Below are 21,780 nucleotides of genomic sequence, written 5' to 3' on the forward strand. Positions count from 1 at the left end.
TGGAATTTTTAGAAAGATTAAGTTTGTATGACAAATCTGTTTGTTTCTAAAAATAGGCACAAAAAGAGCAGCTAAATCGACTTTTATAAAGTTTGATTTAACTGCTGTAAGCTTCTATTTGGACAATATTTCAAATAAAGCACACGACAAATTACTTGTCCTTATTATATCGTATTTTCACAAAAAACACAAGGTTTTCTCTAGACATGAAAACGATTTTATGGTATTGTCCCTGATAATTTTTACCGGTTTTGTCCACTCGATGATGAACTGCTTGGCGTACTAGTATTGCCTGTCCGATTGCTATTGCGATTCCCATTGGAAGTCCCCGCTGAACCTCCTAGCATTCCAGCCCAAGCACTAGCATAATCATTATCTGATCCACCAATAGCAAAACGGTAGGTCGTTTGTGGAGCACCATTTTTAGCCCAATAGCTGGTAACTGTCGCACCCGACACATCGATGTCACGACCATTGACATTGACACGACCAGGTCGTTGTCCTGTAGCTTTCAGAACAGTCGATGAAATGACACTACTATCTAGGGTGAAGCGGTCTTGCACTCCCCAAGCATTTGGATCCGCCTGGTAGATAGCATTGGCTAAATAGGCCATGTAGCTTGCGTTGTTGTTGTAACCTGTCAATGGAGCCATAGAAGCATTGTTATCGTGTCCAATCCAGCCACCTAAGGTGAGATTTGGAGTAGACAGCATGAGCCACATATCTCCATTCTCATTGGTAGTTCCGGTTTTCCCGATCCAATCGGCATTAGCAAGGGTTGGGTTGACCTGGCTGATCCGGCTCTTGAAGGTCGTTGTTGCACCGGAGCTGATGACACCTCTTAACAGATCCTGCATGATAGTCGCAGTTGCTGCTGAGTATACTCGAGTTGGTTTGCTTTCGTGCTGGTAAACAACTTTTCCGTTTTGGTCCATGATTTTTTCAATCATGTAGCGTTTTTGGTAATTCCCATTATTGGCAAGGGTTTGATAACCGTTTGTATGTTGGGCAACGCTTACTTCGATCCCGCCTCCCATTGGCAGACTTTCAATGCCGTACTCAGCGATATCGTAGCTCATTTTTTCCATATAGCCAGGTACATCGACACCCTTTTCACGGAGAGTACGATAGGTCCAATAAGCTGGGATATTCCATGAGGTATTGAGGGCCTCTCGGAGGTCCATCATACCAGTTCCTCGGTTATCCACGTGCATAATTGGCTCTCCACTAGAGAAGTTGGTTGGGTAATTGGAGACGATGCTATTGCTTCCCATCAAGCCTTGGTCAATGGCGATTCCATAAGCCAGCAAGGGTTTAATGGTAGAACCTGGAGAACGCTTTGTATCAAAGGCATGGTTATTTTGATTCCCGTCAAAATTCCGTCCCCCAACAAAGCCAAGAATCGCTCCTGTTCGGTTGTCCATAAGGACATTCCCAACTTCCACCGTACCTGTTCCATCATCCAAGATACCACCATAATTGGCAACTGCTTCTTGCATGGCATTGTAGATAGCTTTGTTGATAGTGGTTTGGACCGTATAGCCACCCTCTCTCAATTCTTTCTTCGCTAACTCTTGATAAGACTTAACCGTTGAATTGTTTTTTAGGTCGTGACTAGAAACGTTGTCTCTCTTGATTAGATACTCATACATAGCATCTTCCGCTTCACTAACAGCTTGGAAATACAAGTAGTCGTGTGGTGTCTTCTCGATGCCATTTGAAGGAAGGAAATCCTTGCTTAGATCATATTGACTATATTGGTCGTACTCTTCCTTGCTGATAGCACCCGTCCGATACATATTGTACAAGACATCCTTGGCACGATCCAAGCCTAAAGCTTGATTTTCCGGAGTCTTGAGGCTGCCATCAGAAGCGTAAGGTGAGTAGACAATTGGACTCTGTGGCAAACCAGCAATAAATGCCGCCTGTGGGATGGTCAAGTCTTTGGCAGAAACACCAAAAATCCCTTGAGCTGCAGCTTCCACTCCTGCGATATTTTGTCCCCGGTTGTTTCGACCAAATGGAGAGACATTGAGGTAGGTCGTTAAAATTTCGTCCTTATCCATTACCCGCTCCAGAGCAAGGGCATCGATAATCTCAGCGGCCTTCCGTGAGAAGGTCGGTGCATCTCCCACAACTTGTTGTTTGATCAACTGTTGGGTCAGAGTCGAACCACCACTAGAGGACCCTACTCCAGCAACTGAACCCAAGGTAGCCCGGATTACCGCTTTCGGAACAACCCCGTTATGGCTATTAAAATTTTCGTCCTCAGTTGCAATAACAGCCTTTTTGACATTGTCCGAAATCGCATCCTTTTGGACAGGAATCCGAATCAAGTCACTGTCAATATCAGAAATGATGCTTCCATCTGAGTAGGAAATCTTTGAAACGCTCGAAATATTTCGCACTTGTTGAACCAATTGGGTCGGATCCGGTGTCTCTGTCTCATTAAATAGGCTGGCTGCATAGCCAATTGCAATCCCTACACCAAACAAGAGACCACCTATAGCAAACACCAATAACACATCCCAAAGGAGTTTCATCGTCCGGAGAATGGTTGCTAGGAAATCTCCTAGTGACCAGCCCTCCTTGTCTTCTTTCTCATCGACCTCAACAGTCATCTTGGCAAAGAAGTCTTTTATTTTCTTCCCGCACTTTGTAAAAAATTCTCTCATTTGACTCACTCTATTTCTCCTTGTCCTTCCTATTATACCAAATGGACCACTTCCTTTTCAATTCCTAAAGTTGAGAACACTGCTTCCGATTGGATTTTTTTCGTCCTTTCATTGCTATTTCAAGTCATTATGGTAAAATAGAGAGAAACCATACAGATACTGGACTGTTTTCATCGATCCGGCCAGTAGCTTAGAAAAGGAGAGAACGATGCACATTTTTGATGAGCTAAAAGAACGTGGTTTGATTTTCCAAACGACTGACGAAGATGCTTTGCGTAAAGCCCTAGAAGAAGGACAAGTATCGTATTATACTGGCTACGATCCAACTGCTGATAGTTTGCACCTTGGGCACCTTGTTGCAATCTTGACTAGTCGTCGCTTACAATTGGCAGGCCACAAACCTTATGCGCTTGTCGGTGGTGCGACCGGACTCATTGGAGACCCTTCTTTCAAAGATGCCGAGCGCAGTTTACAAACTAAGGAGACTGTAGACGGTTGGGTCACTTCTATCCAAGGGCAATTGTCTCGTTTCTTAGATTTTGAAAATGGGGAAAATAAGGCTGTCATGGTCAATAACTATGACTGGTTTGGCAGCATCAGCTTCATTGACTTCCTTCGCGACATCGGAAAATACTTTACTGTTAACTACATGATGAGCAAGGAATCTGTGAAAAAGCGGATTGAAACAGGGATTTCTTACACTGAATTTGCCTACCAAATCATGCAAGGCTACGACTTCTTTGTTTTGAACCAAGAACACAATGTCACTTTGCAAATCGGTGGTTCTGACCAGTGGGGAAATATGACAGCTGGTACAGAGTTGCTTCGTCGGAAGGCTGACAAGACCGGTCACGTCATCACTGTTCCCCTCATTACAGATGCGACTGGTAAGAAATTTGGTAAATCTGAAGGGAATGCGGTCTGGCTCAACCCTGAAAAGACTTCTCCATACGAAATGTACCAATTCTGGATGAATGTCATGGACGCTGACGCTGTTCGCTTCTTGAAAATCTTTACTTTCTTGTCACTGGACGAAATCGAAGAGATCCGCAAACAGTTTGAAGCTGCGCCACACGAACGCTTGGCTCAAAAAGTCTTGGCTCGTGAAGTCGTAACACTTGTTCATGGTGAAGAAGCCTACAAGGAAGCCCTTAACATCACTGAGCAACTCTTTGCAGGGAATATCAAAAACCTTTCTGTTAAAGAACTTAAACAAGGCCTTCGTGGTGTGCCAAACTACCAAGTCCAAGCAGAAGACAACCTCAACATTGTTGAACTCTTGGTCACAGCTGGCGTGGTCAACTCCAAACGCCAAGCCCGTGAAGATGTTCAAAATGGAGCTATCTACGTCAACGGCGACCGCATCCAAGACCTTGACTATGTCTTGAGCGATAGCGATAAATTAGAAAATGAATTGACCGTTATCCGTCGCGGTAAGAAAAAATACTTTGTTTTGACTTATTAAAAAGAAGACCTCTGAAGCTATGACTTTCAGAGGTTTTTTGGTACACTAGATGTATCATGACGATCAAACCAAAATTACAACGATTTCAGACAGCCACTGCTTTTGCCTGTCCCATCTGTCAAGAAGCCCTCGACCTAGTCCAACAAAGCTTGGCCTGCACGAACCGCCACTCCTTTGACCTTGCTAAGTTTGGCTATGTGAACTTGGCTCCACAAGTGAAGGCTTCGAAGGACTATGACAAGGAGAATTTTCAAAACCGGCAACTCGTTTTAGAGAACGGTTTTTACGACCATATCCTCACTAGCCTATCAGAATGCTTGTCTCCACTGGACCATCCAGCCAACATTTTAGATATTGGTTGCGGAGAAGGCTACTATTCGCGCAGCTTGCAAGAACGGTATCCAGACCATTCCTTTTACGCCTTTGATTTATCTAAGGAATCGATCCAACTGGCTGCCAAAAGCGACCAGGAATGGAAGGTCAAGTGGTTTGTCGGAGATCTGGCTCGTCTCCCTCTTTTAGACCAGAGCATGGACCTTCTCCTAGATATCTTTTCACCAGCAAATTATCAGGAATTCAAACGAGTCCTAGCCCCAGACGGTCGCCTTATCAAGATCATCCCAACAGCCGCCCATCTGCAAGAGATTCGTCAGAAGGTGAAGGACCTCCTGGATCAGGCCGATTATTCCAATGAGCAGATTATTCAACATTTCTCTGATCATTTTACGATTGAAAACACCATCCATTGCCAGGAAACCTTCGAGCTCACACCAGCATTGCGGGAGGCTCTTCTGAGCATGACGCCTCTCCTCTTTCACGTCGATCCAGCTCAAATTGACTGGAACGATCTAACTCAGGTCACCATTTCTGCTACGATTTTAATCGGAAGAAGCAACTAAAAAACACCCTCCATTTTTTAATCAATGGAGGGTATTTTTCATGTTTACAGATTAGTCACTTTCCTCTACGCCGATTTGTTGACGGTAGGCTTTAGGAGACTTGCCACACAACTTGCGGAATACTTTATAAAAGTAACCGACATTGCTGTAGCCAACTTCATAGCAAATATCTTCAATGCTTTCCGTTGTGGATAAAAGCAACTGTTGGGCAGCTTTGATCCGTTGTTTATTCAAGAGCTCTGCAAAGGTGGAATTGGTCTCACGTTTGATCAATTGCCCTAAATAAACAGGATTGATATAGAGATCTTTGCTGATATCCTTGAGCGACAGTTCCTTCCGATAGTCGCGTCCAATTACTTCTAAGACGGTCGCCACATTATTGTTCATCCGATATTGAGAGAAGAAGGTCTCCAATTGATTCCGAACGCAGGTAACAAGATCCTCGAAAGTCGTTGTCTCATGAACGGCTTTCACAACTTCTGTCAGGTTATCTCCCTGCAGGTGTTCAAACAAATGAAAGACATCCATAATGAACTGAATAAAGAGTTGCTTGGCTATCGCCACTTTTGGGGTATGGCTTCTCACGGTTTCTTCCAACCAGTTCAACTCCTCCAAAATCTGTTGGATATTTCCCTGAATGATGACACGGTAGATGGGTTCGTAGTAATTAAAGACACCATCTTCTTCCTCCAAAGGGAGATCCCCATAAAACAGACTTCGTTCAACAAGCTCTTTAAATTGTTGAAAATGTTCCTTATAAGGTGCTTGGAAACGGCGCTGTAGGAAAGCTCCTTCATCCTCATCGGAAAGATAGAGTTGAAGATTTTTTCCTAAGACCTGATAAGACGAACTGGCAAAGCCCTTCCTTTCCTTATCCACTCCAATCCAGAGTTGTTTTCTTCCTCGGATGGCTTGTTCGAACTCTTCTTCTGACCAATCTTCATGAAGGAGCCGATTGGCCGTTTCTTGGTCTGGTTTTTTTAGAGTTTGAGATAACTTTTCTAGGATATTCCCCAGCTCCACCTTATTGACAGGCTTTAACAGGTAGTCTGCCACCCGGAGGTTTAAGGCTTTTTTTACATAAGCAAAATCCTGGTAGCCCGACATAATGATATAAGCCGCATGGGGAAGAATGGACTGCATTTGATCAATCATTTCTAGACCAGTTTTTCCTGGCATATTGACATCCGTAATCACGATATCCACTGGATAATCCGCAACATAGGCCAAGGCTTGATCTGCATCCTCTGCTGTGTAAACAACCTCCATGTCCCATTTTTCAAAGGGAATCAGTTTTTTCAACCCCTCAGTAATCATATATTCATCGTCAACCAATAAGACTTTATACACGATTCTTTCCTCTTAAGTGTCCTCGATGGTAATCGTATAGAGAACACCTTTTCCTTTTTCTGATGTAATTTGAATGTGGTAACGATCCCCAAAGTAGAGAAGGAAACGCTCGTGGACATTGACAATCCCAATCGATTGTCGCCCCTTACTCTCTTCTACTTCTTCTCGTGGATCCCTATGACTCAATATTTGTTGGATCCGTTGCAGTTGGCTCGGTCCCAGTCCTCTCCCATTGTCTTGAACCCGAATTTCCACAGCTCCTCCAACATGACGGACTTTGATACTAATGACATTGTCCTTGCGCTTGTGATCAACTCCATGAACAAAGTAATTTTCCACTAGTGGCTGAAGAGTAAACTTCGGAATAACCATCTCTTCTAGACCGGGTTCAATTTTAAAGCCATAAGCAATCGATTTTGGATAACGCACCATACAGAGATAGCTGTATTTTCTACAAAATTCCAACTCATTTTCGATGGTCGTTTCTTTCTCCTCTGAAATATTGTTTCGAAGGAGACTACTAAATTCGTAAATAATATCAGCTAATTCTTCTTGATCCTGCATAACTGCATACATGCGAATAAACTCCATGGTATTATACATAAAATGCGGATTAATCTGCGCTTGCAAGGCCTTCAAATTGGCATCTTTTTGGCTCAGTTGTAGCTGATAGATATCACGGATAGACTTGTCCATATTGTCTAACATGGTATTGGTCGTTTCTGCAACTAAAAGGAGCTCCTGCTCTTTGGTATCCACATTGATCCGTCGCTCAGAATCCCCCTGGCTGATGGCTTCCATGGTATCTACCAAATCCAAAACTTGTTTTTGGTAATTACGGAAAATTCGTTGAAGCAAGAGATACAAGACCAAGACCAGGATTAAGGCGACCGAAATCATCCAGGTAAAACTAAACAAGGCTGTTCGAACCGTGTAAGAGGTCGGAATCCCAACCCAGATTTGATAGCCGTAAGCAGTATCTCGCACAATCCACTGGCTGTGATCTTTAGGGTTGATATCCCCTCTGTGGTAAAAAACCTTGCCCAAGGGATTATAGATTTGGACGGCAACTGGAATCGTGTCTTGAATATTGTCAACGACAGAATCCAATAGCGCTGGATTGATTTTAATATAAGCCAGTCCAATATCCTCGCCAGTCGTCACATCCGTTAAGGAGACTGGGATGGCTTGCGAGCTGGCCTTGTACCGATCCGCTGGAACTTGTTGCCCTCCTTTTTTATTTTTACTGGAGACAAACACAGTCGTATAGTCATTTAACACCAAATCAATTTGATCAATAACATCGTGTTCCAAATACAGAGTTTCAACATTACGGTGCAGCGAAACTTGAATATAATTGGAGAAATAATTATCCAATCGCCAGCTTTCGTATTCAGAAGGCGTCATTGAAAAATACTTGTAAACTCCTTCGAGCTTGGCAGGATTTTCTACCAGACTCTTTCCCCATTGAGAAGATCTCTTATAAATATCCTCTACCTCAACAGTCAAGCGCGAGGAAATCAACTGAGCAATCCGTTCTGTTTCTGCTTTCTGATTATGCCAATAGACCAAGGATACCGTCACGCCTAAGGTCGTGATGATCCCCACCATGATATAGGCATAGAACTTCAAAAGAGTCGCTAACCATATTTTTTTCATAATTAAGAAACCACTTTAGAGCGAATTGTTTCATAGACTGGTTGAAAAATATCATTGACAAAGAAATGCCACAAGCCCAGTAAAACAAAGAAGAATAAAGCCGGAACGAAATGGGTAACAACCCCTAACAGAAAGGTCCCCAAGAGAAACTTGGTCACTGCACGAATATCCAGAAAAGCACCAATGAAACTCAACTTCAAGCTATTAAGATAGGACAAGTCAAAATGGACTTGAAGCTTGAGATAGACTGCAAAAGTCAGGGGAGCCACCAATAAGAAAATCAAATTGACCAATAAGATAAAAATCTGAAACAGGGACAAGTGGGGCAATTGAACCATCAGATACATGCCATAAATAAGAATAGCTTCGATTAAAAAAAATGTATAGAAAACCTGGTTGCCCCGACGGAAATTTTCTTTATAGAGCGACCAAGCCTCAGACCAACCATATTGCTTGTAATCAGATCCATGTTCGGCATATAGACTCATAATCGTTGCACTAGCCGGCCCAAATCCAAATAGAATCCCTCCACAGAAGGTTAAAGCCCAAAAGATCCCTGTTGCCAGCATGGCTAAATAGACCCTTGTAAAAATTAATTCAATCATTCTTCCCATAATGTGTCTCCATGTTCATTTGTTGTAGAGGGGAGCGTACGACTTAGTATAGTTTCCCTAGTACAACTGATGATTATACCCTATATTATAGCACATTTCCTCTGATGGTTTCGATTTCAAAATCATCAACAGAAAAGACTTTGAAGTGCGAAGACCTCAAAGTCTTTTGATAGACTTAAGCAAGTATTGTTAGCTTATTTCTTAGCAGCAAGGTACTCATCGTATTGTTTTTGGATTTCATCCAAGACTTTTTGGTAGGCACCTTCTGATTTCAATTTTTCAAGCATCTTAGGAATTTCAACTTCAGGATCTACTGTACCTGTATTGATGGCACTTGTGAATTGGTTCAAAGTGTTTGTAAGGGCAGTGATTTCTGATTTCACGTTTTCAGTGTTGAAGATGAATCCAAGTGCTGGAGATTCTTTTGCAGTTTCCAAGTCTTTCTTAGATTGTGCAATTTGTTCATCGGTTACGTTTTCGTTGATGTAAAGGATCCAGTTGTTACCAGTGTTCCATCCTGACATGTGAGTGTTTCCGTTGTAGCCATCCAAAACTTTCACACGGTTTTCTTTACCTTCAACTTTTTCCCAGTTCTTGCCTTCTGGACCATAAACAAGACCGTTCAATAGTTCTGGGTTTGTGTTCAAGAGGTTCAATACTTCCATTGCTTTTTCTTTGTTCTTAGAGTTGTTTGAGATAACAAAGTTTGCAACTTGAGTAGTGTTGTTCTTCTTGTAAAGTTGAGTGAATGGTTTGATCTCGATCTTACGGTTTGCTACACGAGTAAGCAAGCTGTTACCGTAGTCAGCAGGTCCTACTGTTTCTTCACGTACCAACCAAGTATCTTGAGAAAGGTCATATCCAGTGTCGCTTGTAGCTACGTCTTTTGGAATGTAGCCAGCTTCATAGTATTTATGAAGAGTCTTCAAGTTTTCAACATAACGTGGGATTGTATAACGGTCAACGATCTTAGTTGTGTCACCTTGCAAATCGACAACGAATGGAAGTCCATCTACTGCGATGTAATCGAAGTCATCAGAAGGTCCACCGTAGCTCTTGTTCATTGCGAATGGAACAACGTTTGGATCTTTTTCTTTGATCGCTTTCAAGACTGGTTCAAGAGAAGCATAGTCTGTGACGTTTGAGATGTCGATACCATATTTTTCAAGAAGTGGTCCGTTGAAGGCAAAGTTTTGTGAAGATGCAACGTTGGCTGCAACTGGAACTGAGTAGATCTTACCGTTGACAGTATTCCCTTTGATGTAAGCAGGGTCAAGTGCTTCATAAAGCTCTTTTCCTTCTTTCTTGTACAAGTCTGTCAAGTCAGCGTAAGCACCTTTTTGAGCGTTGATGACATAGTTGTTTGCGAAAGCAATATCGTAGCTTTCACCAGATGAGATCATAACGTTCATCTTCTTGTCGTAGTCACCCCAACCAAGGTATCGGATGTCTAATTTAACGCCAGCTTTTTCTTCGATGATCTTGTTCGCATTTTCTAACAAGGTATCCAAGTTATCCGGTTTGTCACCGATTTGGTACATTTTGATAACTGTTTTACCGTCTTCACTCTTAGATGATTTTTGGTTATCACCTGTCAAGTTACCACAAGCAGCAAGAGTTGCTCCAAGTGTGAGAACGCTAGCAGAAGCTAAAGCATATTTTTTCCAATTTTTCATGAGAAAACTCCTTTTTTATTTTTCTTTATTAACATTATGAAGGGTGGGTGAGAAAAGTTCGCTTACTCTTTCACACCACCGATGGTCAATCCTTTTACAAAGTAACGTTGGAAGAATGGATAGAGGATAGCGATTGGAACTGTTGCCACCACCACCATGGCCATCCGTCCAGTTTCCTTAGGAAGGGATTGGACTGCACCAGCGATTTGGCTAGATGCACCGACGGATTTAGAGATGTAATCCATATTATTTTGGATTTGCATCAGCAAGTATTGAAGGGGATAGAGGTTTTCACTCTTGATATAGAGGAGAGCGTTGAACCAGTCATTCCAGAAGGCGAGGGCTGTGAAGAGACTGATGGTAGCAATCCCTGGGAGAGAAAGTGGCAAACAGATCTGGAAGAAGATCCGTGTCTCACTGGCTCCATCTATCCGAGCAGACTCAAGAATGGCTTCTGGGATCGTCCGTTTGAAGAAGGTCCGCATCAAGATAATGTTAAAAGGACTCAATAACATCGGAATGATGAGGGCTCCAACGGTATCTCCTAAATGAAGCAACTGAGTGGTAACGATATATCCTGGTACCATCCCTGCACTAAAGAGCATACTCAAGAGGGCAAAGACAGTAAAGAAGTTTCTGTACTTAAAGGTTCTACGAGAGATCGCGTAGGCGTAGGTCGTTGTAATGAAAACATTACATGCTGTCCCTACAATCGTTACAAACAAGGTAATGAAGAGGGCTTGAAGAATCTTATCCTTAAATTGAACAAGGAAAAGATAGCCATCTGTACCGAATTTAGCAGGCCAAAATTGGAAGCCGTTAATTGCCAAACTTTGTTCATCTGTCAAGGAAATCATGACAACGAAGATGAAGGGCAAGATACAGGATAGAGCAACCAAGCCGACGATGCTACTAAAGAAGATGTCTGCTTTCTTACTGAAGGAGTGGATCCCAACATTATCAACTTTTTCTTTTTTAATTTTTGATTTTGCCATGGTATCCTCCTTTCTAGAAGAGCGCTGCATTCTTATCAATCCGACGTGCTACAATATTAGAAAGTAAAACGAGAATCAATCCGACAACTGATTGGTAAAGACCAGCCGCTGCGGCCATCGCAATATCTCCTGATTTAGCAAGTCCGTTGTAGACATAGACATCAATTACGTTTGTCACACTATAAAGGGCACCTGAGTTATGTGGGATTTGGTAGAACAATCCAAAGTCAGCACGGAAGATATTTCCGATGGCAAGGATGGTCAAGACCGTAATCAAGGAAGCCAACTGAGGAATGGTAATGTGGCGGATTCGCTGCCACTTAGATGCTCCGTCCACTGTTGCGGCTTCGTAGAAGGTTGGGTCAATCCCCATGATGGTTGCATAGTACATAACACTGCTATAACCAAAGCCTTTCCAGATTCCTAAGAAGAGGAGAAGCGCTGGCCAAATGGCAACCTCTGTATAGAAGTTGATTCCTTTCATCCCAAGTGATGTTAAGATATGGTTAATCAAGCCTTTATCGACGTTTAAGAAGGCATCTGTAAAGAAGCTGATGATAACCCATGACAAGAAATAGGGGAACAACATTGATGTTTGAAACACTTTAACCAACCGTTTGGAACGCATCTCACTAAAGATAATGGCAATCCCAACGGAAACAATCAAGCCCAAGAAAATAAAGGCAAGGTTGTAAAGGACGGTATTTCTTGTAATGATATAAGCATCTTTAGAACTAAAGAGAAATTTGAAGTTATCAAATCCTACCCACTTACTCTTCATTACACTATCAATAAATCCCTCTCCGGTGATATGATAGTCTTTAAATGCGACAACGTTTCCCAAAACAGGTATGTAGAAGAATAAAATCAACCACGCTGCACCTGGTAAAACCATCAAGAAGAAAATGAGATTTTCTCTCAAGGTCTTAACAAACTTTTTCATCTGACTCCCCCCTTTGTCATTTTATTTTTTTGGTAACGTTTACATTTTTTATTATAAAACTCTATGAAAACTTTTTCAAACTCCTAATTATAGAAAAAATTCTACAAATTTATGACATAGCCTTAAAAATGGAGAAAAAAGGAGAAGAAATTCCTCTTTTCATAGGAAATCCTTCTCCTCCTTAAAATTCATTTTCTTTAAAGACAGCCTTTTGGATTAGGTCGTATAAATGGTTGAAGCTGTCGCAATAGTATGCCACTGGTTGGCCGTCGTCGCTGCGAAGTCCTTGTCTCCGTAGAAATCATTAAATGGCAGGATGTCTACTTCTAGTTCGTCGATACGAGAGATTTCGCCTGCTAGGTAGTTTTCAATGCGGCTTTCTGCGCGCTTGATGCGTTGCAAGAGCCCACCCATACGAATGTCTACTGTATCCAAGCCAAAGACCTTGTTTTCTTTCAACCATTGGTGGCTAAAGAGCTTGTGGAAGTTTTCAATCTGGCTTCTGAGTTTTGGTAATTCTTCCCTAGCAATTTGTTGCAAGCTCTCTTTATCACCTTTTTGATAGGCTTGACGAATGCGTCGGCCCACATCCACTTTACTGCTTAAAATCTGGTTCAACTGGGCCTGAGTTTCGAAAAGATAAGAATAAGTGCCCGCTTTTTCTTTAATGTCAGAAAGAATCTCAGCTGCTTGGGCAAAGTGTGGCTTGTCCTGTTCAGGTGTCATGTGCTTGTCAAGAATTGGGCAGAGAACATCCTGATAAAAGACATAGCGGTTGGGGTTGATACCACTGAGATTATCTGGTAGGTCTGGCAAGAGGTTGGCAAGATCAAGTTGCATAAAGTCCTCAACCGATAAGCCTGTGTTGGTCTTGAAGTGAGCTGATAGACGCTCTAAATCATTGCGGTAGCTGAGCTCTGCCCAGATTTGCAAGCTTGGCAGAATAGAGAACTGGGCTGTTTCCCCACCATTGTCCCCCCAACCCGTCACGATGACTTCCTTGATCTGGTTGGCACGACAAGCTTTGTTGGCTTCAAGAGCGATAAGGCGACTGAAATGGTTGTGTGGTGTAAAACCAATCCATTTCCAAGCACCACCTGCAAAGGCAATATCCTGGCTAATCTTGTGGTGATTCCGGAAGTTACGATTGTATTTTTCTTCGCTATCCTGATAATAATCCCAGTAAACCAAGGTCACACGGTCTTTGAGACGGTCTAAGTAAACACGAGTTTCTTCTGGAATTTCGACATCACGGTCGTACTGGCCATCTGCTGACATGAGTTTGAAGAACATATCGCTCCACATCTGGCAGTGGAAACCATACTTGTCCGCAATATCCAGCACGCGCTCCAAGTGTTGGCACATGAGGAGGCTGCGGTCAACCACACCGTTTAGGATAAGGTAACGTCCCAAACCAACCAGGTGAGCTTCATCCATCCCGATATTGACCTTGCGAGTTTGTAGCTTAGACAACGTCGCAAACATACCATCAATCAGCTCGTAAACTTTTTCTTCGCCAATGAGGAGGATATCTTCTACATCGCGGAGTTGCTGCACTTCCTTGACACCCCATTTGACAAAGGCTGACAAGTGTGCCAAGGTTTGGATGCATGGGACAAAAGTCATGTCAAACTGTTGGGCGTAGGCTTCGATTTCCTGCAACTCTTCAGCAGCATAAGCTCCACGGAAATAACCAAAATAAGGTTGCCCTTCAATCTGATAAGTGTCTTCCATGTAAAGCTCAAAGGTTGAATAACCCATGAGAGCCAAGACTTCAATCATCTGCTTGGCCGATGCGACATTGAGCACGGCGTTGCGCGAACAGTCTGCCATGTAGGCTAGATCTTCATAGGCAGCTTTTTCCTCAATCTCTACCTTGTCCCCTTCTGCTAAAGCTGTTGCGAGCACAGACAAGGCACGGTAGAGTTGATGAGGTTTGCGGTAGGTCAGTTGATACTGCCCATTATCACCCTCGATAGAGATAGAAGCTTGGTCAGACTGAGCGACCGCTACTTCTACATCCGGTAGAGAAATGTGATTGTTTAAGACTTCGATAGCTTGGGCTTGTTTGGGACTAAGTCCTGTAAAAGTTACCATTGGTTTTCCTCCTGTAACCAGTTGACAAGGGCACCGTAGAGATTGGCATCTGCGTGATAGGTGCAGGCTTGAATGACTGGAGCGATGGTATATTCTTCATATCTTTCCACAAAGGCGTCTACCGCTTTTTGCACCCCTTTGATAAAATCTGGGTTCTGACTGATAGAACCACCTAGGCTAATGACATCTGGGTCGATTAGGTACTGGATATTGAGCAGGCCTTGAGCTAGGTTACGGTTCATGCGTTCAATGGCTTCTTGGCAGAGGGCATTTCCTGCTACTGCCTCTTGGTACACCTTGCGGCCGTCCCAGTCAGTCTGACCAGATTTTTCGATGACATAGCGAACCATATTTCCTGTAGAAGCGAGTTGCGACCAGTTGTTGAGCTTTTCTGCCGGCTCGATGGTGGTCATGTAGCCAAACTCACCGCCCAAACCATGACGACCACGGTGTAGCTTGCCATTGATGATCATGGCCCCACCGATCCCTGTCCCAACCACGACACAGGCTGCATTTTCAATCTCAGGATGAGCTAGCAGTTCACTCAGTCCGACACAGTTAGCATCATTTTCTAGATGGACAGGAAGTCGGTGATGAGCAAGAACCTCATACCAAGAAAAACCATGAATGTAAGGAATGGCACTGATTCCTTCAATCACCCCGGTTTCTTGGTTAACAGCCCCTGGCACACTCATAGCAATCCCACGGTAGTCACGTTCTGACAAGCGTTGCTCCAACCAAGCTAGCAACTCTTCCAGAGTCTCTGGCGTTGGGGTGCTGGCCTTATCTAAAATTTTTCCATCAGGAGTGATACTGGCAAACTTAATCCCAGTCCCTCCGATATCAATCGTTGCAAGGGTCATAGCTTTTACCTGTAAAAAGGAGCGAGTCAGCAATCGATTCTTACTTTGTCGCTCCTCCTTTCTTGTTATGTTTACTTTTTGAAATTAAATTTCTTCTTTTTTGATCAATTCTGTACGAATTTCTTGTGGTGCCAATAGTCCTGAATGAACTGGATATGGGCGTTCCAGCAAGTCAAGAATGGTTTGTTGTTTGTCAGACACGCGAACATTTTCTTGGCTCATGTTGTAGTAACGAAGGACGTAACCTTCTTCATTCTCAGCAACTTTAAAGGCTGTTGGGCAGACTTGTGGCAAATTCAGTGCTGGATGGTTGAAGAGACTACCTGTTGCTGCAACGCTACCCTCTTGTTTTGCAACTTGAAGAGCTGTAAATGGCACTTGGAAGGCTTTGGCACGACGAAAGGCTGAGAAACGATCCTGAGCCTGATGGCATTCTACTGCAAACTCAACTTCGATAGCTCGCAAGCACTGGGCTTCTGGTGTTGGGAAGTAGCCCCAGTCACCGAGTTCCCCTGAAGCACGGAGAAGGGTTACAGCTATGGTGTCGTCTCCAAGAATTTCGTATTCATGCAATCCTTTGTTGGCTACGGTCACTCCTTTAACATCATCATACAAGCTGACAAAGGCTTGTTGGTGTTGTGGATTTTCAGGATTTTCCCAAGAAGCTGCTGGTTTATTCGGCCGTGTCACGACCTCATAAATGCTTTCCGAGTCATTGCTTGGACGAGTGTTATGAGTTTTGACCAAGAGACGAATGCGGTGATCCTTAGCAGTATTGGTAAAGCGCGTCTTGAAGCGAATTTGCGGGTCATCCACAAAGACGGTCATCACTGTTTCCAACGGAATGGTTGTCAGCTCTTCTGACCGTCCTGCTTCTCGGTTCATAAACTCGATAATGCCTCTTTGTTCCGCATCCAATTGTTCATCCGCGCTGACTGGGATGGTCAAGTCATGCTTGAGCAAGATTTTGGCATAGCGAGCATTATTTTCCAAGACCTCATGAGCTTTCAGCTCCGCATAGATGGGTTCTGTTCCTTTTGGTTGGAAGTAAATGTATTCATTGCCAATATCACCGCGGTCTTCGAAGCCAAGGAAGTCCTCATAAGCCTCATTGGTCGTCTTGTCGTAAAGGGTCAAGCCATCATCAATACTGAGGGTTACGAACGGCGTATCGAGAACCCCATTTTGGTAAATCCCATCATGATGGGAAGCTTTTCCTTCCAAGAGCTGGAAGGTGGTCCAAGAAAGAGGCGCTAGGTGAACCGGAACCGTCACGCGCACTTGACGCGCAATATAGGGTTGGCGGAATTTATCCTTAGGCAGGGTATAGCCAAAGCTTGCCCCCAAGTCTTCAATCTCCGCCTCTACAAGATGACCCTCTAAATCCTCTACGTGATAGTCTGGCAAGGTCAAAGCGGCCATTTTCTTGAAGCCCTCTGTCGGATGCAATTCCTTAAATGGACAAACCGCTACATCGACAATCGTGCTGACAGTGTCCACCTTGCTATGCAAGCCAGTGTTAATAACTGTAAAGAGATGCTCACTCTGAGCTTTCTGAGTCGCGAGTTTATCTTTCCATTCATTCAGAAGGTTGGTCTTGACAAAGTTTCCAACTTGGTTGACCTTGGCAAAACGAACTTCCATTTCACGGTGAACTTCGTCAATACTACAACCACAGATACTATCGTGTGGCGCATTTTGTAAGAGCATCTTCCAGGCATAGGTCAATTGATCCTTGTGATTGTGGCCACCTGTAAGGATGGTCAAAGGTTCCACCACTTGCTCTAGCAAATTGCTGTTTTCTTGAAAGGCTTGTTTGAGATAAACACGTGAAGAAGAGGTATTAGCAAGTGTGTACCAACCATCGGTTTCCTGACTGGTCAATTCTCCCGTAACCGTTGATAATTGTTCAGGAAGCGCACTTTCCACTGCTTGAACATATTCATCAAAGGAGCTATGAATAAAGGTCACGTCAGGGAAAAGCTCATTGGCCACGCGAATAGCTTCACTCAAGTTTCGTTGAACCGGTTGGTGGTCGCAACCGTTCATCATCAACCATTGGTTGGTTGAGGCATAGTCACGAACATCTGCCAATTTTTGTTTCCAAAAAGCTAAAGCCTCATCTTTATCTACTGGAATTTCGTTCCCGTTACTGTACCAGTTGGCAAAGAGAATACCTAGCACACGGCTACCATCAGCACCCTGCCAGTACATCTCAGAAAATTGAGAGGTAAACTGCTCATCTTCGAGGACTTGGTTGTCAAATCCGATTGGTTTGACCCCACGCCCAAAGGCTGCTACGTGAATCCCTGATTTTTGAAGGATTTGAGGAGCTTGTCCCATATTTCCAAAGGTATCAGGGAAGTAACCAATTTGAGTTGATTTGCCCCATTTGGCACATTCAGCTTGACCAATCAAGGTATTGCGGACGTTGGCTTCACTGGAGATTAGGTAATCATCCTGCAAGATATAAAAGGGACCAATCTTAAGCTTGCCTTCGTCGATATAACGCTGCACCTTGTCACGGTTTTCAGGGCGAATTTCTAAATAGTCATCGAGGACGATGGTTTGTCCATCCAAGTGGAAACTTTTGAATTCAGGGTCATTTTCAAAAAGATCAAAGAGATTGTCAAAGAGTTCTACCAATTGCATGCGGTGACTTTCAAAAGGTAGATACCACTCACGATCCCAGTGGCTGTGAGAAATAATATGTACAACAACATTTTCCATGAGTAAAACCTCATTCTAACTTAAATTTAAAAATATATTTGTGATTCTTTACAAGAATCAATGAAGCTAAAGCGTGCTCCTTATACTCAATGAAAATCAAAGAGCAAACTAGGAAGCTAGCCGCAGGTTGCTCAAAGCACTGCTTTGAGGTTGTAGATAGAACTGACGAAGTCAGTAACATATATACAGCAAGGCGAAGCTGACGTGGTTTGAATTTGATTTTCGAAGAGTATTAGCGAATATCCAAGTAATCCAAGACTAATTCACAGAACATCATGTTGGCCCAAGAGAACCATTCACGCGAATATTTGGTTGGATCATCCACGTGGAAACTTTCGTGCATGACACCTGTTCCACCATCGCAGGCAACCAACTGATCCAGCAAGAATTTCTTCTCAGCTTTATCTGTCGTTGTCAATCCTTGGATGGATAAAGCAATCGGCCAGATATAGCGATAGAAGGTATGAGAACTTCCGAGTCCGCTTGCGTACTTCCCTTCATAGAAGTAAGGATTTTCAGAGCTCAAAATAGTCCGACGAGTAGCTTGGTAGACCTCATCGTCGATCGCGCAGTAGCCAAGATAAGGAGCAGCTAACAAACTTGGCACGTTCGGATCATCCATGATGCTAGCATTTCCCAAACCGTCTACCTCAAAGGCATAGATTTTCTCGCCCTTGCTGTTAGTGGTGTAGGCGTAGTTTTCGATCCCTTCTTGAATCTCCGCTTGGAGGCGTTTGGCATCTGCAATGATGCTTTCACTATCGGCTAGATTCAATGCTGCAAAGATTTCTTGCACATAGCCCAAGACAACTACTGCAAACATATTGGATGGAATCAAGTAGCTATACTGACAGCAGTCATCACTTGGACGGAAGGCTGACCAGGTCATCCCTGTCACAGCGAAATCTGGCCCAAAGCCGTCATTGACCAGAGTGTCCTCCTTACGATCGGTATCACGGACGAAACGGTATGGTGAGTTATTGTGGTCTTGCTCCACTGTCCAGAGATGAAGGATTTCCTTGGTCGCTGTAACAAAAGTCTCATCAAATTGACTAGTTTCTCCTGTTTCTTTCCAGAGAAGATAAGCCAACTGCAAAGGGTAGCAAAGCGAATCCACTTCATACTTACGCTCCCAAATCCAGCCATTGAGGTCTGTATGGTCTGTTTCGTGGTGACCTTTCCAGTTTTCCTCAATATTGAAAGAGTTAGCATAGGGATCCTTGAGAATCAAGATCATCTGACGTTTGACCAAACCTGCAATGGTCTGACGCAAACGAGGATCTCTTTTTGCCACATGGAGGTAGGGTCTCAGCTGAGCAGTTGAGTCACGAAGCCACATAGCTGGGATATCTCCTGTCAGTACAAAAGTTGAGCCGTCTTCTAAGATCTCAACTGTATTATCCAAGGTGTCTGTATAGCAACGCTCAAAGACATCCACCCACTCCGGGTACTCCTTGGCACGTTCTGCTACTTGGTCCAGCCATTCTCTGACGATTTCTTTTGAATAAGTCATTCCTTTTCCTCACACTTGTCGATTCTTTCCTATTCAGTATAAAAGATTTCAGATGGGAAATACATACGCAAATTATAGCCCTTTTTCTACAAACTTTTCTAGTTTTGAAAAAGACTTTCCCATTTGAGGGGCTTCTGCTAAAATAAAGAAAGAAAAGGGCTTGAAGGCCCTCGTATGACACAGGAGGTCCCACATGAAGACCGTTATTACTCACATTGATACCCGCTTAGGAACAGACAATCACTCAGCTTATTCTAACGGCAACACCCTCCCTTACACAGGAGTTCCTTTTGGGATGAATTATTTCCTCCCGCAGACGACACATGAACAGGGGGCTTGGTTTTTCAATCCCAACCTTCCTATCTTTCAAGGTATTCGCTTGACCCATCAGCCTAGCCCTTGGATTGGAGATTTTTCCTGGTGTCTCCTCACCCCACTGACAGACATCCCGACTCAAGAAGACCTCTATTTCAGACAGAGCAGTTACCGGGTCCAAGAAGCTGTCTTTCAGCCCCATTATTTAGCCCTCACCTCAGAGCGCTATCAAATCCACACAGAGCTGACACCCAGCCTCTACGGGGCTATTCTCCGTTTTAGAGGGCCGTCTGCACTTTCACTGGCCATTCATTGCCCAAATGGACTAGCTGAAGTAGAATTCGGAGAAACGAATCTACATTTCTACATCCTAGACCAAAATCATACCGACCAACAAGACTTTCCTTTCTATCTTCATGTTGAATTTGACCAAGCCATCACTCGCACTCACTGGCTAGGACAGGATTTGATCCTAGAATTTGACAGCCCTAGGCTAGAAGCTCGATTAGGCACTTCCTTTATCAACCCTGAGTTGGCCAAATCTCACCTTCCTACAGCTAGCTTTGAAGAGATGAAAGAAAAAGCGAGCCGCAAATGGCAAGAGCTAATGGACCGATTTGACATTTTAGATACGGGCGGAGAGGATCGAACATTTTTCGATCACTGTCTCTACCGTAGTCTGCTCTTTCCTCAGACTTGTTATGAAGTAACCCCTGAGGGGAAAGCAGTCCATCGCGATTTCGCCCACAACCGCATTCAAGAAGGAAAATACTTCACGAGTTTGGGCTTCTGGGATCTCTTTCGGACCACCTTTCCTCTCTATAGCCTAGTCTATCCCGAGATTTACCAGGAATTTCTCGAAGGCTTCCTCAGCCATTACCGAGATACCGGTTTCCTCCCTAAATGGCTAGCGCCTGACGAAAGAGGCATGATGCCTGGAACCCTCATTGATGGGGTCATTGCCGATGCCATTCAAAAAGGCCTAGCTCCCGACCTCCACACGGAGCTTTTTGAAGCCATGTTGGATACAGCTAGGAAAGAGGATCCAAATGGTCATTACGGTCGACGAGGAGCTAAAGAATACAAGGAATTAGGCTATCTATCCACTGACTATCACGAAAGCGTGAGTCACACCATTGACTTCTCCTATAGCGATTTTTGTATCGCCCAAACTGCCCAGCTACTTGGCAAGGAAGAGTTGGCCAAAGAATATGCTCAATCTAGTCTTTCCTATCGAACCCTCTTTGATCCAGAAACAGGTTATATCCGGGCCAAAGATAAGAAGGGCCATTTCAGACCAGACTTCTCGCCCATCAGTTGGGGACGCGACTATGCCGAGTGCTCTGCCATTCAGGCAACCTTAGGCGCCCTTCACGACATCGAGGGCCTCAAGCAACTCTTTGGAGGAGAAAAAGGCTTCACCCATTACTTAACTCGACTAGCCACTCAAGCACCGTATTATGAAGTGACGGGCTATGGCTACGAAATTCATGAAATGAGTGAGATGGCCCAAGCTCCTTTTGGACAAATTGCCATTTCAAACCAACCGAGTTTTCACATCCCCTATCTCTTCCGCTATAGCCAACACCCGGAATACACTAGCATCCTGATTCAAGCCCTTCGCAAGGAAGCCTTCCAGCCAAGCTTCAAAGCTTATCCAGGAGATGAGGATAATGGCAGCCTATCCTCCTGGTATATCTGGTCGGTTTTGGGACTCTATCCGACTTGTCCAGGCAAGCCAGTCTATGACCTAGGGATTCCCCTCTTCAAACACTTGCGCCTTTACCTCCCTCAAGAGAAAAAATGGCTGCATATCCATAGCACAGCCCACACAGCCCAGGCACACTTTCTTCAAGATGTTTTTCTTGATGGAAAAAGGATCGACAGAGTGAGCCACCAAGAGCTCTTGAAAGCGGAGAAGCTAGACTTCCACCTTTCTTGGCTCCCTAAAATCTAAAAAAGAATGAAGAGTAGGACACTCTTCAT

14 protein-coding genes are annotated in these 21,780 nt (G+C 43.8%); 3 read left to right on the forward strand and 11 right to left on the reverse strand.

Annotated features, from left to right (window positions below):
- Positions 1-242: 242 nt before the first annotated feature.
- Positions 243-2,684 carry a penicillin-binding protein PBP1B gene (pbp1b, locus tag H8S88_RS07600; RefSeq protein ID WP_443032522.1) on the reverse strand — a complete coding sequence of 814 codons (2,442 nt, stop codon included), beginning with the start codon at positions 2,682-2,684 and terminating at the stop codon, positions 243-245.
- 199 nt (positions 2,685-2,883) lie between these two features.
- On the opposite strand from pbp1b, the gene tyrS reads away from it, so the two are divergent.
- Complete coding sequence (tyrS, locus tag H8S88_RS07605) at positions 2,884-4,140, forward strand: tyrosine--tRNA ligase (RefSeq protein WP_125335653.1); 1,257 nt, start codon at positions 2,884-2,886, stop codon at positions 4,138-4,140.
- Positions 4,141-4,196: 56 nt separating this feature from the next.
- The gene (locus H8S88_RS07610; RefSeq protein WP_125335651.1) at positions 4,197-5,039 is read left to right on the forward strand and encodes a methyltransferase domain-containing protein; all 843 of its coding nucleotides are present in this window, start codon (positions 4,197-4,199) and stop codon (positions 5,037-5,039) included.
- Positions 5,040-5,090: 51 nt separating this feature from the next.
- Here H8S88_RS07610 and H8S88_RS07615 read toward each other — a convergent pair whose 3' ends face one another.
- The 10 genes from H8S88_RS07615 to H8S88_RS07660 form a co-directional block, all read right to left on the reverse strand.
- Entirely contained in the window at positions 5,091-6,389 is a 1,299-nt protein-coding gene (locus H8S88_RS07615; protein WP_048789471.1) for a response regulator transcription factor, read from the reverse strand.
- Positions 6,390-6,401: 12 nt separating this feature from the next.
- Positions 6,402-8,048, reverse strand: coding sequence for a sensor histidine kinase (locus tag H8S88_RS07620; RefSeq protein ID WP_048789470.1), 1,647 nt, complete (start codon positions 8,046-8,048; stop codon positions 6,402-6,404).
- A 2-nt stretch (positions 8,049-8,050) separates the two neighbouring features.
- Positions 8,051-8,662: a YesL family protein gene (locus H8S88_RS07625; RefSeq protein WP_125335649.1), complete on the reverse strand. Its 612-nt coding sequence runs from the start codon at positions 8,660-8,662 to the stop codon at positions 8,051-8,053.
- A 194-nt stretch (positions 8,663-8,856) separates the two neighbouring features.
- A complete protein-coding gene (locus H8S88_RS07630; protein ID WP_048789468.1) occupies positions 8,857-10,338 on the reverse strand; it encodes an ABC transporter substrate-binding protein in 1,482 nt (493 codons plus the stop codon).
- Between the two features lie 62 nt (positions 10,339-10,400).
- Positions 10,401-11,333, reverse strand: coding sequence for a carbohydrate ABC transporter permease (locus tag H8S88_RS07635; RefSeq protein WP_048789467.1), 933 nt, complete (start codon positions 11,331-11,333; stop codon positions 10,401-10,403).
- A 13-nt stretch (positions 11,334-11,346) separates the two neighbouring features.
- Complete coding sequence (locus H8S88_RS07640; protein ID WP_023022063.1) at positions 11,347-12,276, reverse strand: ABC transporter permease; 930 nt, start codon at positions 12,274-12,276, stop codon at positions 11,347-11,349.
- A gap of 216 nt (positions 12,277-12,492) precedes the next feature.
- Entirely contained in the window at positions 12,493-14,373 is a 1,881-nt protein-coding gene (locus tag H8S88_RS07645; RefSeq protein WP_125335647.1) for a beta-N-acetylhexosaminidase, read from the reverse strand.
- A complete protein-coding gene (locus tag H8S88_RS07650; protein ID WP_125335645.1) occupies positions 14,367-15,236 on the reverse strand; it encodes an ROK family protein in 870 nt (289 codons plus the stop codon). Before H8S88_RS07650 ends, H8S88_RS07645 begins: the two co-directional genes overlap by 7 nt.
- Before the next feature lie 84 nt (positions 15,237-15,320).
- Positions 15,321-17,966 (reverse strand): alpha-mannosidase, encoded by a 2,646-nt coding sequence (locus tag H8S88_RS07655; RefSeq protein ID WP_236128220.1) that lies wholly within the window; start codon positions 17,964-17,966, stop codon positions 15,321-15,323.
- A gap of 232 nt (positions 17,967-18,198) precedes the next feature.
- A complete protein-coding gene (locus H8S88_RS07660; RefSeq protein WP_236128221.1) occupies positions 18,199-19,479 on the reverse strand; it encodes a glycoside hydrolase family 125 protein in 1,281 nt (426 codons plus the stop codon).
- A gap of 193 nt (positions 19,480-19,672) precedes the next feature.
- Between H8S88_RS07660 and H8S88_RS07665 the strand changes: the two genes are divergently transcribed.
- Complete coding sequence (locus H8S88_RS07665) at positions 19,673-21,751, forward strand: GH92 family glycosyl hydrolase (RefSeq protein WP_236128222.1); 2,079 nt, start codon at positions 19,673-19,675, stop codon at positions 21,749-21,751.
- The last annotated feature ends 29 nt before the right edge of the window (positions 21,752-21,780 follow it).

Source organism: Streptococcus sp. GS001, from assembly GCF_021595565.1.
Lineage (GTDB): Bacteria > Bacillota > Bacilli > Lactobacillales > Streptococcaceae > Streptococcus > Streptococcus xiaochunlingii.

Coding starts and splice junctions, on each gene's coding strand:
- H8S88_RS07650 (WP_125335645.1), bottom strand. CDS start 15,236: ATGACCCTTGCAACGATTGATATCGGAGGGACTGGGATTAAGTTTGCC.
- H8S88_RS07620 (WP_048789470.1), bottom strand. CDS start 8,048: ATGAAAAAAATATGGTTAGCGACTCTTTTGAAGTTCTATGCCTATATC.
- H8S88_RS07630 (WP_048789468.1), bottom strand. CDS start 10,338: ATGAAAAATTGGAAAAAATATGCTTTAGCTTCTGCTAGCGTTCTCACA.
- H8S88_RS07610 (WP_125335651.1), top strand. CDS start 4,197: ATGACGATCAAACCAAAATTACAACGATTTCAGACAGCCACTGCTTTT.
- H8S88_RS07635 (WP_048789467.1), bottom strand. CDS start 11,333: ATGGCAAAATCAAAAATTAAAAAAGAAAAAGTTGATAATGTTGGGATC.
- H8S88_RS07655 (WP_236128220.1), bottom strand. CDS start 17,966: ATGGAAAATGTTGTTGTACATATTATTTCTCACAGCCACTGGGATCGT.
- H8S88_RS07625 (WP_125335649.1), bottom strand. CDS start 8,662: ATGGGAAGAATGATTGAATTAATTTTTACAAGGGTCTATTTAGCCATG.
- H8S88_RS07660 (WP_236128221.1), bottom strand. CDS start 19,479: ATGACTTATTCAAAAGAAATCGTCAGAGAATGGCTGGACCAAGTAGCA.
- tyrS (WP_125335653.1), top strand. CDS start 2,884: ATGCACATTTTTGATGAGCTAAAAGAACGTGGTTTGATTTTCCAAACG.
- H8S88_RS07640 (WP_023022063.1), bottom strand. CDS start 12,276: ATGAAAAAGTTTGTTAAGACCTTGAGAGAAAATCTCATTTTCTTCTTG.
- H8S88_RS07665 (WP_236128222.1), top strand. CDS start 19,673: ATGAAGACCGTTATTACTCACATTGATACCCGCTTAGGAACAGACAAT.
- H8S88_RS07645 (WP_125335647.1), bottom strand. CDS start 14,373: ATGGTAACTTTTACAGGACTTAGTCCCAAACAAGCCCAAGCTATCGAA.